This is a genomic window from Paenibacillus sp. FSL F4-0125 (assembly GCF_038008565.1).
Lineage (GTDB): Bacteria > Bacillota > Bacilli > Paenibacillales > Paenibacillaceae > Paenibacillus_AQ.
The window spans coordinates 3,875,143-3,888,241 of sequence record NZ_JBBOZJ010000001.1 but is presented as its reverse complement, the minus strand read 5'-3'; the positions used below and the strand labels follow the sequence as shown (position 1 = coordinate 3,888,241).

11 protein-coding genes and 1 other annotated feature are annotated in these 13,099 nt (G+C 42.5%); of the genes, 9 read left to right on the top strand and 2 right to left on the bottom strand.

The window, feature by feature from the left end:
- Nucleotides 1–2 precede the first annotated feature (2 nt).
- A complete protein-coding gene (locus NST74_RS17145; RefSeq protein WP_341113463.1) occupies nt 3–1,649 on the bottom strand; it encodes a glycosyl hydrolase family 28-related protein in 1,647 nt (548 codons plus the stop codon).
- 190 nt (nt 1,650–1,839) lie between these two features.
- Between NST74_RS17145 and NST74_RS17140 the strand changes: the two genes are divergently transcribed.
- From NST74_RS17140 to NST74_RS17115, 6 genes are all read left to right on the top strand, one after another.
- Nucleotides 1,840–2,784: an NAD-dependent epimerase/dehydratase family protein gene (locus tag NST74_RS17140; RefSeq protein ID WP_341113461.1), complete on the top strand. Its 945-nt coding sequence runs from the start codon at nt 1,840–1,842 to the stop codon at nt 2,782–2,784.
- Between the two features lie 27 nt (nt 2,785–2,811).
- Nucleotides 2,812–3,930, top strand: coding sequence for an acyltransferase family protein (locus NST74_RS17135; RefSeq protein WP_341113459.1), 1,119 nt, complete (start codon nt 2,812–2,814; stop codon nt 3,928–3,930).
- Nucleotides 3,931–4,261: 331 nt separating this feature from the next.
- A complete protein-coding gene (locus tag NST74_RS17130) occupies nt 4,262–5,317 on the top strand; it encodes an LLM class flavin-dependent oxidoreductase (protein WP_341113457.1) in 1,056 nt (351 codons plus the stop codon).
- A gap of 80 nt (nt 5,318–5,397) precedes the next feature.
- Nucleotides 5,398–6,081 carry a Crp/Fnr family transcriptional regulator gene (locus NST74_RS17125; RefSeq protein ID WP_341113456.1) on the top strand — a complete coding sequence of 228 codons (684 nt, stop codon included), beginning with the start codon at nt 5,398–5,400 and terminating at the stop codon, nt 6,079–6,081.
- A gap of 109 nt (nt 6,082–6,190) precedes the next feature.
- Nucleotides 6,191–7,000: a DNA alkylation repair protein gene (locus NST74_RS17120; RefSeq protein WP_341113454.1), complete on the top strand. Its 810-nt coding sequence runs from the start codon at nt 6,191–6,193 to the stop codon at nt 6,998–7,000.
- Nucleotides 7,001–7,277: 277 nt separating this feature from the next.
- The gene (locus NST74_RS17115) at nt 7,278–8,828 is read left to right on the top strand and encodes an acetamidase/formamidase family protein (RefSeq protein WP_341113453.1); all 1,551 of its coding nucleotides are present in this window, start codon (nt 7,278–7,280) and stop codon (nt 8,826–8,828) included.
- A gap of 83 nt (nt 8,829–8,911) precedes the next feature.
- Here the strand turns inward: NST74_RS17115 and NST74_RS17110 are convergent, their stop codons facing one another.
- Nucleotides 8,912–9,358: an Lrp/AsnC family transcriptional regulator gene (locus NST74_RS17110; protein ID WP_042128559.1), complete on the bottom strand. Its 447-nt coding sequence runs from the start codon at nt 9,356–9,358 to the stop codon at nt 8,912–8,914.
- Between the two features lie 152 nt (nt 9,359–9,510).
- Nucleotides 9,511–9,740, top strand: a binding site (T-box leader).
- Between the two features lie 100 nt (nt 9,741–9,840).
- On the opposite strand from NST74_RS17110, the gene tyrS reads away from it, so the two are divergent.
- The 3 genes from tyrS to NST74_RS17095 all read left to right on the top strand — a co-directional run bounded on the left by tyrS (nt 9,841) and on the right by NST74_RS17095 (nt 13,076).
- Nucleotides 9,841–11,100: a tyrosine--tRNA ligase gene (tyrS, locus tag NST74_RS17105; protein WP_042128557.1), complete on the top strand. Its 1,260-nt coding sequence runs from the start codon at nt 9,841–9,843 to the stop codon at nt 11,098–11,100.
- A gap of 230 nt (nt 11,101–11,330) precedes the next feature.
- On the top strand, nt 11,331–11,618 hold the full coding sequence (locus tag NST74_RS17100) for a hypothetical protein (protein WP_042128555.1): 288 nt from the start codon (nt 11,331–11,333) through the stop codon (nt 11,616–11,618).
- 213 nt (nt 11,619–11,831) lie between these two features.
- Complete coding sequence (locus tag NST74_RS17095; RefSeq protein WP_341113450.1) at nt 11,832–13,076, top strand: anaerobic sulfatase maturase; 1,245 nt, start codon at nt 11,832–11,834, stop codon at nt 13,074–13,076.
- Nucleotides 13,077–13,099 lie beyond the last annotated feature (23 nt).

Sequence of the window (13,099 nt, the reverse complement as noted above, 5' to 3'; positions counted from 1 at the left end):
GTTTACTTGGCAACCCAACCGTTAGCACCGGTTCCGCTTTCCTTCACGTAAAAAGTAGCTTTAGCTACACCATCTGTTCGCATAGCCAGACTGCCAATCGGAGCGGTTATCGTTCCCTCTGGCGAACCTTCCACGATAAATACTGCAGGAAGCAGTGTTCCACCAACGAGTCGGACTGCCCGTTTGAAGTTGCCATAGGTAGAGAACCATTCAGTAATAGCATACGGATTATACACGGTGCCAAGGGAAGTGCCTTGCATGGCAACCAATGTTTCAAATTCTAGAATGCGTTTTACCTTCACAGAACGGGTATCAAATACCGCTACATTGTTCAAATGCAAGAAAGGCTTAGCCGAACCATAAGAAGAGACTAGTACTACCTGATTGGTCCCGCTGTTACGAACGATCATATTGTCAACAGTAACCATGGTGTCTGACTGTGTAGCGAACAAGTATAGAGAACTCCCTACTAGATCCTGTGCATCCATAGTCCCCACATAAAGATCTCCTCCGTCGATTCGGACTCCGCTAGCTAAGCTGGAGCCTGAGCCGTACACTCCTAACGATCCGATATGCAATCTTGGTTTACCTCCAGCAGCATTAAACGCAGCAAAGATAGCCGGACCACCGATGCCATCGAAGCTTGCACTAGCGATATCAATAAATTGTGAATAGATCGTCTGTAGACCATAACTAGCTTTATGATCGGTAGAACGAATAAATAAGTTACTGATTTTTAACGTTAGTCCATAAGAGAGTATAGCAGGACTCGCCGATCCACTAACACGCATATCAAGTGAACCGATGTCGAGGGTCCAGAGTCTAGCGATTTCATCTGTAAGTCCTGCTGAGAGATCATTACCGAAACCAGTAGTAGTCAAGGAATCAAATCGTTGATAAAAGCTGCGAGTACCTTTGAACTCATCGGGCTCCAAGTCTAGTGAGTTGGCTCCAGTGAAGCTAGGTGCTCCGCCGCGACTGTTGTTCAGGACAGCACTGTTGACATGAAGTTGGTCTACAAAATGGATGACGAAGTTCTTGCGTCCAGCCGTTTCACAGCGCGCATACCCGATCTGAACGTTAACGGATGGAATCGCTTCTGTACCTCCAATAAAAATATTGTCACCGTAGCAATCATGGGAGTATACCGATTCGATGGATATATTTTGCGAAGAAGAAATGAACAAGCCGTGAAGCTGATCGTTGACGTTTGTTTTCACAGTCGAAGCACTTCCATCAATTTCGAGATCGCCTGTTATCGTGATATCAGAGGCGTTTAGGATGACAAGTACTCTAGTATCTGAAGGAGGGTTCGAAGCCAGTGACAGCTTAGATCCTGGTTCAAAGCTTAGATTAGTTCCGGTTGGTATACGAAGACACCACCATTCAAGGCTGGAAGGATTACGCATGCGGCCTGAAGATACTTTATATACACCAGGCGGGAAAATAACAACCTTGCGTTTGGCATTTCCGGCATTGATTGCATTTTGAATCGCGATGGTGTCATCTTTAGTACCATTCCCTTTAGCGCCATAGGATCGAACATTCACGTAACCGTTAGTTTCAGGGTCTAATTTAATAGAAGTGACCGCGCCGTCCGCAATCACGGACGTTGTTACAGAATTATCTGGAATAGGTGCAGTTGCCATATACTTCACTCCTTTATTTTTTGATTTGAAATATAAGAAAGTCATCGTTATATACATCCTTATATTTCTACGAGTAACGGTTGTCGTCCATATTGAATGACAACATCGTTTCTTCTTAAGTATTTTATGTGAACTTTTCTACTGATGCACGGTACAAAGAGCACCTTACAGGGCGAAAGGAGTTTTTTATTTGAAGGTTTTAGTAACCGGGGGGCTTGGTTTTATTGGGTCACATGTTGTTGATCGGCTCATAAGTGAGGGGGTTGAAACTGTAATAGTGGATAATTTATCGGGTGCTTCCGGCTCGTTCTATAGAAACCCTTCTGCACTTCTGTATCCGTACGATATTCGAGATGAGACATTGGGTGAAGTTTTTAGCCGAGAGAAACCGGATGCGGTCATTCATCTGGCTGCACAGATCGACGTAAGAGAATCACAGCGCAATCCTTTGTTTGATGCGAATGTGAATATTGTTGGCACACTAAATGTCCTGCGGATGTGTGAGGCCCATCAGGTTGAAAAGATCGTGTACGCCTCGTCGGCTGCTGTATATGGTAATCCTGAATATTTGAGCATTGATGAGAGCCATCCCTTAAATCCTGAGTCCTGCTATGGCGTATCCAAAAGTGTCCCTGAGTCCTACATTCGAATGTTTGCCAGCATGCATGGGCTGAAGTATACCATTCTCCGTCTTGCGAATGTTTATGGCCCCCGGCAAAGCTCACATGGGGAAGCGGGTGTCGTATCGATTTTTCTGGATCGCATGAAGCAAGGCAAGGAGCTTGTGATCTATGGGGATGGGGAACAAACCAGAGATTTTGTCTTTGTTGAGGATGTGGCACAGGCGTTTGTAGATGCGGCTCGTTCAAATGACAGAGTGGATAATCAGATCATAAATATAGGCTGTGGAGTGGCTACCTCTATTAATACGATTGTGGAGATGATAGGCGGCATTACAGGTCGCGAATCCCAAACGATTAATGAACAGGCACGGCCGGGAGATATTCTTCATAGCTACTTGAACAATAGGAAAGCAAACGAGTTGATGTCCTGGTCTCCTAACCATAACCTTCACCAGGGACTCAAAAAGACGATTGCAGCCCGATTGACTGTAGGCAGTGCTGTGGACCATTAAACGTAAATATTGAAAGGGGTCATCCCCATGGAACGGAAATTGAATTCTGAAATGTTTGTTCTGCGTAGTATAGCCTGCTTGAGTATTGCGCTACTACATGCCTTATATCGTGTCTATGATGATGGAAATACACCTTGGGTGGAGTCGGTGGGTCTGTTGCTTACGTTTGGCACACCGGTATTCGTATTTATCTCTCAATTCGTATTGTCTTTTGCTTACCCTGAGGGAATACCCGTGAGATTTTGGGAGAAACGAATCAAGTATATTTTACTTCCCTACTTTTTTTTCGGAGCTTTGTACGCCGGGTTAAAAGGAGTGGATATGGCAAGCAGTGAGGGGATTCCGCTTCTTCAAGCTTTTTGGTATTTCCTTTGGCGTCATTTGTTACTTGGTGATTTTCATGGCTACTTTATCCTCATTATTTTTCAGTTTTACGCCTTGTTCCTCTTATTTCAAAAGCATGCCAAAAAGTTTACTCCACGCTCCATACTGATTGCCTCATTCGTTATAAACGTAGTGTACTTAGGTTTCTTCAATTTTACCAAACCCGCAGATACGGTAGCTGCTCAATATATTTGGGATAAATTGTATTGGGTTTTCTCTCCGGGGTGGATATTCTACTTTACTCTGGCTTATTACTTGGGGCGAAATGAGAGTTGGTTCCGGGAAAAATTAAAACAGTTTCGAGTAGCAGTCTTCATGCTTCCGGTTATAACTGGGGCACTTGTGCTGTTTGTGAACGGACAAGGCTGGATTACGGCGCATAGTTCGAAGAGAATTGATATGTTACTTTTCGCTATGAGTATGATTCTACTACTCTTCACAGTAGCTTCTTCATTGAAAAAAGTGCCGCGCGTGCTAGAGTGGAGCAGTAGATACTCCTTTGGTATATACTTGCTTCACCCGTTGCTGTTGGCTTTGTTTGTTAAGCTTCCTTCTTCATTCGGGTTGCAAAATCTGGGTCTATTCAGTGTTCTGTTGCAGTTTATCGGGTGCGTGGTTGGCTCAGCGATCATCATGAACCTAGCGAATCGCATTCCTGGCGGAGCCTTTGTATTCGGTAGAATCGGGATAGGAATCAATCAAAGAAAACCTCCGAAACCGCTGGATAAGCCCATAAGCTCGAGTATTGGAAACATAAATTAGCTTAAAAATTGACCACTACATGCCGTTTTCAGGTGCTTAGTGGTCTTTTATTTTTTCTTGGTAAATCGCCGATGCATCAAATTAGTAGCTTAGTCCCAGTTTAATTATGTGTTGTATCCAGATCGAGTATTGCCCTGCTACTTCGGATGATGGACAAAATCATTAAAAATAAGCGCTCCACTGTCCGATCTATAATCGAGGGGATCTAAAATAGTTGGAATTATTGGGGAATCCTATTATAATGGGTTTCTTGATTCACAGTAATCATGAATATTTAACCAATTACATCCAGAGAAAAATGCGGGCGCGCAGACATAGGAGGAAATGAAAAGTGGAACTTGGAGTTAGCACATTTGTTGAGACAACCCCCGATGCCCATACGGGTGAGACAATAAGTCATGCAGAGCGACTACGTGAAGTAGTGGAGGAAATTGTACTTGCCGAAGAGGTGGGGCTAGATGTATATGGAGTGGGAGAGCATCATCGTTCTGATTATGCGGCTTCATCACCCGCAGTTGTGTTAGCTGCGGCTGCATCGATGACTTCGAAAATCCGATTGACCAGTGCGGTAATGATATTGTCTTCAGCAGATCCTGTTCGTGTATTTCAAGACTTTGCAACGCTGGACGGGATATCAAACGGACGTGCGGAGATTATGATCGGCCGTGGTTCGTTTACAGAGTCCTTTCCTTTATTCGGTTACGGTCTGAAGGATTATGAAGAGCTGTTCAATGAGAAGCTGGAATTGCTACTAGCTATTCAAAAGTCAGAAAAAGTAACCTGGAGCGGCAAACATCGCGCAGCCATAAACAATCTGGGGATTTTCCCGCGACCGGTTCAAGATCCGTTGCCGATTTGGATTGGGAGTGCCGGAAGTCCAGAGTCTGCAATCCGCACAGGAGCCTTAGGATTACCTTTTGTTTTAGCGATTATTGGGAATGTTCAACCGCTTGATTACGCTTCACATGTGCGGCTTTACAAGACAGCAGCGGCTGAAGCCGGGTACGATATCTCAAGCTTGCCTATTGCCTCACACTCTCACGGGTTTATTGCAGAGACTAATGAATTAGCGTTGGAGAAGTTTTTCCCTTCAACGCATGCTCGGACCAATGTGCGGGCGAAGGAAAAAGGGACACCTCCATACCATCGTTCTGATTATGATGCAGCTTGCAGCTTTGACGGTGCTCTGTACGTAGGTGATCCAGAAACTGTTGCTAACAAAATCATTCATCTTCGCAAGGAGGTGGGGATTACGCGATTCTTTTTACATGTGCCCCACGGTACGATGCCTCATGAGGATGTTATGCAAGCCATTAGACTGTTGGGAACGGAAGTAGCCCCTCGTGTTCGTGAAGAAATCGCGCGCTGGGAAGCAAGTAATCGTTAATGAGTAAGCTGCGTCCTTAGGACGCGGCTTTTTTTGTAAGGTATACTAAATGAGTAACGTTTTAAGACACAGGAGGGGCAATGGAGACTATTGATTATTTATCTCAATTTAATTTGCTTCAATCGTTAGCGCTCGAAGATCTAATAGAAATGGAAGAGTTAACTCGCATAACAGTGGTCCCGAAAAATACATATATCCAAACACCGACAACCTTTTCTGAGGGATTATTTTTTGTGAAAAAAGGAAAGGTTCGCTTATACCGCTTGAATTCAGATGGGAAGCAGTTTACGTCGGATATTCTGAGTGAGGGTAATGTTTTTGGTGAAATGGATGTGATTTCGTTTGGAACCAGAGATCATTACATTGAAGCAATGGAAGAGTGTCATATCTGTACAATTGATCCTGTAAGATTTGAAGAATTCGTAGCTACTCGACCTAGATTCTTGATGTCTTTAATGCAAGTGTTGAGTGATCGAATAAAAAGTATGAGTCAGTTATCGCAAAATCTAGCCATCGGAAATCTCCATGATAAAATATTGTGCGTTCTCTTAAAGCTTTCTGATCAGTTAGGAGTTAAGAATGAGGATAATTTATACAGAATCGATGTTCCGCTGTCACATCAAGAAATCGCTAATTTGATTGGTTCGAGCAGAGAAGCGGTTACGGTAGCGCTGCAAGAATTGGTGAAAGCTGAGGTGATTCAGACAGGGTTCAGAACTATCTATGTTCATCGAGACAAGATTTTGGAAAGAAATATAACATAGCATTCGAGATGTAAACGAGATTACAGCTTTATTTTTAGAAAGAACGGTATCCTAAATATGACATGAAGGTGATTTAAGCTTTCAAATCATAGATGAAGGGACGATTTCTATGGAGCATAGGAAGGGAGCTCGAAAAGTTAGCGATATTCCAACTGAGGTTGTTGAACTGTTACATAAAGGACAATTACAGACTGTAAATTTAACGGAATGGCTTGCTGTGGATCATCTTGTGCTGCTGGAAAATGTAATGGACGAGCTAGGTTTTGGACACGAATCCAACCCTATTTTGCAAAGGCTGAGCGATTTATCCGAAAAGAGAATCATGAAGCTGATACCAGCCATTGCGCGTGAGTTACAACAGGTACTAGAGAGTAAATCTGAGCGGGAACAATCCCGTTTATTCACAGCTTTAGCGCAGCATCTTTCCGATAGTGTCCGCTGTTGGGCTGCCTATATGATCGGTCTAAATCAATCTTTAAGTTTATCGCAAAAGCTAACGGCTATCCGTTCTTTTGCAGCGGATGATCATTTTGGGGTACGCGAGATTTCATGGATGGCTTTAAGAGAATCAGTAATTACAGAGTTGAACGAATCTATTAAGTTATTAGAGCGCTGGGTTCATGATCAAGATCCGAATATAAGGAGATATGCGATCGAATTGACGCGGCCGCATGGTGTGTGGGCGAAGCATATTACTGCGCTTAAAGAAAACCCGGTAATTGCACTTCCGCTATTAGAACCACTGAAGTCAGATTCAGTGAAATACGTTCAGGATTCTGTAAGTAATTGGTTGAACGATGCGAGTAAAAGCAATCCGGATTGGGTGCTGCAGCTTAGTGAGAATTGGTTGATGACCTCAGATACCAAGGCAACGAAACGGATCGTAACCCGGGCTACAAGAAGTATTACTAATCAATAATGAAAAAAGGTTCACTTTTAATTGATATAAAACGCCGACACTTTGTTCCTAAGTAAAGGCGTTTTTTATTGCGAAAAAAGGGAACGGCAAGAATATCAAACAAGCTGTCGCAAAGGTGTTGGCTTGGATTATTAAAGGTACATAATCATTGTGATTTATTATTTAAAGTAAAAATAAAGAAAATATTTATATTGTTAATCCTTAATTCATCTGTTATACTCAAAAACACAAAATGTTATATAAACTAACATTAAAATAAGTTGAGGAGGATGAAATTATGAAAAAACAAACTTTTCGCAAAACAAGTGTTATTTTATCAGCGGTTTTACTAGCGGGAACATCATTTAATGTTATGTATGCTGACACAAACAAAGGTCAGAATACACCGAAAACGCATGTGCTGAAGGCGAATTCTGAGACTGTTCGGTGGGGGAATATCGGTAAGGGTGATCCAGCTTTAACGGTACAATCTGGTGACATTGTAACGGTTGAAGCCATTACCCATCATTCCGGTGATGATTACGATCGAATGATTAAGGGGGATGTGGGAGTCGAAGATATTTTTCACTGGATAAAGGGGGAGAAGAACGAAGCGCTTCGGGGGCCAGGCGTACATATTATGACGGGACCTATTGCTGTAGAAGGTGCTGAACCAGGGGATGTTCTGGAAGTGAAAATTCTGGACATGAAGCTACGACCTAATGGCAATGACAAATACGCTGGCAAAACCTATGGCGTGAATGCCGCGGCGAACTGGGGTTATCTGTACGGAGATATGGTGGAAGAGCCGAAAAAACGTGAAGTGGTCACCATCTATGAGATGGATACAGAAGGTGGAACAGATTATGCAACAGCTGTTTATAATTATAAATGGACTGTTCAGACTGATCCGGATGGTCAAGTGCACCCGACAATCGACTACCCAGGCGTAATTGTAGACCATAATACGATTGATAAGAACTTTGATGTATTGAAAGGTGTGAAAATTCCGGTACGTCTACACTTCGGTACAATGGGTGTTGCACCTAAAGAAGCGGACATCGTAGATTCAGTACCCCCTTCTTACAATGGTGGCAACGTAGATGATTGGCGTATTACTGAAGGTGCAACGATGTATTATCCTGTATCTGTACCAGGGGCGCTACTGTCGATTGGTGATCCGCATGCCGGGCAAGGGGATGCCGAAATTAACGGAACTGCTATCGAGACATCCGTGACGGGTGATATTCAAGTCGTTCTTCATAAAAAAGCAACGCTTAACAAAAAACTGAATGGATTAAGTTTCCCATTACTTGAAAATGAGAATGAATGGGTCGTACATGGGTTCAGTTATGCGAATTATTTGGAGGCGCTTGGAGCTAGTGCGCAAAAAGATATCTTCAAAAACTCATCCATCGACAAAGCGATGAAGGATGCTGCTCATAAAACAAAAGATTTTTTAATGGACGGAATGAATTTGAGCGAGGATGAAGCGTACTCCCTGATGTCTGTGTCAACGGATTTCGGAATCACACAAGTAGTGGACGGAAACTGGGGAGTGCATGCTTTGATCGATAAAGGTCAATTCGGTGATTCGGAGCGTAAGGCTGTGGGATTACGTAGCAGCTTTGAAGGTTTTGGTGCGAAGGTGAGTTGGAAACCGGCTACTCAGACAGTTACTATAAGCTACAATAACAATGTTCTTGAGATGAGAGTCGGGGCGACGACAGGAGTGTACAATGGTGAAATCGTTAAACTCGTTGCTCCAATAGAAGTTGTAAAAGAGAAGATTGAGGTCAGCGAATATTTTGCTAATTTTTATAAAGCTAAGCTATCTAAAACAGAGTAGAGTGAATTTATTAGCAATTATTCGATTATATCCTTCAGTAACCATTTAAGAAAAAGAACCGTCTTTTTTAGCCGGTTCTTTTTTTATATATTTAGACCATCCTGATTTTTGTGGCGCTTTAATAAAATCTGGTTTTCTACACGTACTAGACCATCCAGACAGTAGATTGATTCATGCATAAACCGTTCCATCTCTTCAAGATTCTCAACCAGAATATGAATGTGAAGAATGCAAGGACCTGTCATTTCATAAAGTACAGCTACGCGTTCGTTTTCTTTCAGGACTTCGACAATATGATTTAAATGAGCAGGCTCTACTTCAAGTTCCAGATAAGCGGAAATTTTCTTACCAAGCTTCTCCGCGCTAATGACAATAGAGAATTGCTCAATGATTCCTTGATTGACGAGCCGATCAATACGGTCTTTTACCGCTACACTGGATAAATTAACTTCTTTAGCCAGATCAGTATAGGATATTCTGCTGTTTTGGGCCAGCCGCTGCAAAATATGATTATCGATAGGATCAAGCATGCGGATTCGTTCACCTCTTTTTTCGTAATTGTAACAGAAAAAAGATGGAAATGCCTAGTAGTGCATCACAGCAGGAGTGTGTCTTAGGATTCTCAGCTTAAGATAGTTGACATTGAAGAATTATTTCTCTATACTGGCTGTAATCTTATAAACGATATACGTTGAAGAAGCTCAGTAGTAGCTTAGTCCCTGTTACAGAAAGCCGGGGGTCGATGAAACCCGGTACACACTAAGAGTACGAATTACACTTTGGAGTATCTCGGCTAACCCCGAGCGGAATGGCGAACGATATCTCGTCACGAGTGGCATCAATGCTATGCTTTAGCTTAGTGTTTCATTGATGCAATCTGGGTGGTAACACGGTTATTCAATCGTCCCTATGTCTACAATAGACAAGGGGCGATTTTTTGTTTTATAAATATAAGGATTTATTTGTTTCACTTCATCAATAGGTTATCTACTAATTTAAGGGGTGTTAGGCAATGAATATTATCGACGAACTAGAATGGCGCGATGCCATCAATCAACAAACCGATGCCGAAGGGCTTAAAGAATTGACCAACCAGAAATCCGTTTCAGTGTACTGCGGTGTAGATCCAACGGGTGACAGTATGCATATCGGCCACTTGATTCCGTTCATGGTACTCAAGAGATTCCAACTTGCGGGACACCGCCCAGTAATTCTAATTGGTGGTGCTACTGGTACGATCGGTGATCCAAGTGGACGCCAGTCCGAGCGCTCTTTGCAAACATTGGAGCAAGTGCAAGCGAATGTTGATGCACTTACTGCTCAGATGAAAAAACTGTTCGTGACCGATGGCGACAATCAAATCCGCATGGTCAACAACTACGATTGGACGCATAAAATCAATGTTATCGAATTTTTACGTGACTACGGGAAGAACTTCAGCATCAATTCGATGCTTGCCAAAGATGTTGTAGCGAGCAGATTGGACAGCGGAATTTCCTTTACGGAATTCTCCTACCAAATCCTGCAATCTCTAGATTACCTGCATCTATACAAACATGAAGATGTGCAGCTGCAAATTGGTGGCTCGGATCAGTGGGGGAACATTACAAGCGGTCTGGATTTAATCCGTAGAAAAGAAGGCTCTGAGGCTGTAGCATTTGGACTTACTATCCCACTGATGTTGAAAGCCGATGGTACGAAATTCGGAAAATCAGCTGGGGGAGCCATTTGGCTGGATCCGAACAAAACGACGGCATTTGAGTTCTACCAGTTCTGGGCGAACACTGATGACCGTGATGTTGTGAAATACTTGAAGTACTTTACATTCCTGTCTAAAGAGCAAATTGATGCGCTTGCTGAAAAAGTACAGACCGAACCGCATAAACGTGAAGCGCAAAAAACACTTGCCGAAGAAATGACAAGATTCGTGCATGGTGAAGAATTACTAGAGCAAGCTAAACGCATTACTGCTGCTTTGTTCAGTGGAGATATCAAGTCCCTGACTGCTGATGAGATCGAGCAAGGCTTCAAGGAAATGCCGACTTACGAAACGACTTTGGAATCCAAGAATATCGTGGAATGGCTAGTTGATCTCGGTATTGAGCCATCCAAGCGTCAAGCGCGTGAGGATATCACCAAAGGAGCAATCTCCATGAATGGTGAGAAAGTTAGCGATGTTGGACTTGAAGTTACAGCTAGCGAAGCTATCGGTGGCCGGTTTATCATTATCCGTAAAGGGAAGAAAAACTACAGCTTGGTGAAATTGTCCTAGAGGAAATAGTGCGAAAAAGCCTTCCTTATATGTATAAGGGAGGCTTTTTGTAAGGGTTGATATTCTCATTCTGTGATTAGGAACTTTTTTTCGACGTATTAAAGTGAAAATCGAAAGGTAAAATAGTGAAAATTATGTTAAGCTTAGGATTCGTGTGATTTATGGATTAACATGATAGTCTGAAACCATATTAGAAAATTAGGAGTGGTAATTTGAGAAGACAAAAACCAATGACCATGGAAGAATTGATGAATGAGCTACAAGGTCAGAAAATGAATCAAGAAGATCCCAATCACATCTCTTTTGAGAAGTTGTTTAATGAAGCGTTTATGAGTAAGTATTCCAATTGCAAGAGTTTCGATGAGTTTCTAATCAAAGGGAACTTTCAAGTAAAGTCAGAAGAAGATGTTGATGACATACCTGATGAACTTTTTGATCGTCATGTGGTGAGGGAGACGAAGTTTGCGGATTGGAAATCAATGTTGGAAACAGCAAATAAGGAATACGTTCGTAATTAATAAGACGTAGTGTCTAACTACCGTTAGACTCATCCTCAAAGAAACTGCACCTCCATTACTTTGTCTCAACAGACAATAGGGAGTGCAGTTTTTTTATCTCCGGATATTCGACAAACTATGATGTTTTGCTCATCGTTGACATACGTACCTATGATTTAATTGAAGCAATAAGTAAGCGCTTTAACAAAAAATACATAGGAGTGGCAAAATCGTATGACAACATACATACAGACCTCGAAGCCTGAGACGCTTCATGTCATGTGGAAAACCGTCTCAGAGGATTGTAATTTAGCCTGTGATTATTGCTATTACAGCACAGCAGGAGGACATCCTCATCAACCGATCCGAGTGATGGATACGAATCTTTTAGAGCGGTTTATCGCTCAGTACATGAGTAGATCTTCAGGGATAGCGACTTTCTCTTGGCAGGGAGGGGAGCCGCTATTAGCCGGACTTCCGTATTTTGAACAAGTGATTTCACTGCAGGCGAAGTACGCTCCACCTCATACGATGATAAGTAATGCGCTGCAGACCAACGGAACGCTTATTAATGAGAAATGGGCGAAATTTTTTAAACGGTATAACTTTTTGGTCGGGATAAGTCTGGACGGTCCTGAGCCTATTCATGATTCTCATCGTATAACGGGATCGGGAAAAGGAAGTTATGATTTAGTTATGCGTGGAATTCGTCATTTACAGAATGAGGGTGTGGAGTATAGCATTTTGACGGTGATTCATGAGGATAACGTGACGAGACCAGATGAGTTGATGTCATTTTACCAAGAACATAAATTTCCTTATATTCAGTTTATCCCTTGCATGGATTTTGTTTCACAAAATAGTGATATGCATGGACGCTTCCGAATTACACCTGAACAATACGGAGTGTTTTTATGCCGTACATTTGACTTGTGGTACAACGAGGGGTATCCAGAGCTTCCCATTCGCATTTTCGAGAATATGCTTCTTGTACTCATGAATCGTGAGCCGGAGTTATGCGTTCACAACTCATGTTGTCCGAAGATGATGGTACTTGAAACGAACGGGGATGCCTACCCTTGCGATTTCTTTATCGATGAAGAGCACAGGTTAGGAAATATCAGCCAAACCGATCTAGAAGTACTGCTTGCCAGCCCAGTATATGATGACTTTTTGTTAATGAAGCCCGATATGAAAGAATCATGTCATAAGTGTGAGTACCTTAGCTTTTGCAATGGGGGATGCCCGCGCAACCGAAATTGGCTTGATGTTAAGGATCGTAATGAGGTTGATTATTTTTGCCACAGCTACAAAATGTTCTATTCACATACTTATGAACGCATGATGATGCTTGCGAACCGACTTAGATCGGAGCAGGTGATGGAGTTCAGGAAAAGTGCGAGATCACTTCCGGGACGAAATGAACTATGTCTCTGCGGAAGCGGGAAAAAATTCAAAAATTGCTGTCAGCCATTATAGGTCAGATTCAAAAAGGCCATCCC

Bases quoted from the DNA above. Each gene is read 5' to 3' on its own strand.
- NST74_RS17100 (WP_042128555.1), top strand. From the start codon at position 11,331: ATGACCATGGAAGAATTGATGAATGAGCTACAAGGTCAGAAAATGAAT.
- tyrS (WP_042128557.1), top strand. From the start codon at position 9,841: ATGAATATTATCGACGAACTAGAATGGCGCGATGCCATCAATCAACAA.
- NST74_RS17120 (WP_341113454.1), top strand. From the start codon at position 6,191: ATGGAGCATAGGAAGGGAGCTCGAAAAGTTAGCGATATTCCAACTGAG.
- NST74_RS17135 (WP_341113459.1), top strand. From the start codon at position 2,812: ATGGAACGGAAATTGAATTCTGAAATGTTTGTTCTGCGTAGTATAGCC.
- NST74_RS17145 (WP_341113463.1), bottom strand. From the start codon at position 1,649: ATGGCAACTGCACCTATTCCAGATAATTCTGTAACAACGTCCGTGATT.
- NST74_RS17095 (WP_341113450.1), top strand. From the start codon at position 11,832: ATGACAACATACATACAGACCTCGAAGCCTGAGACGCTTCATGTCATG.
- NST74_RS17110 (WP_042128559.1), bottom strand. From the start codon at position 9,358: ATGCTTGATCCTATCGATAATCATATTTTGCAGCGGCTGGCCCAAAAC.
- NST74_RS17125 (WP_341113456.1), top strand. From the start codon at position 5,398: ATGGAGACTATTGATTATTTATCTCAATTTAATTTGCTTCAATCGTTA.
- NST74_RS17115 (WP_341113453.1), top strand. From the start codon at position 7,278: ATGAAAAAACAAACTTTTCGCAAAACAAGTGTTATTTTATCAGCGGTT.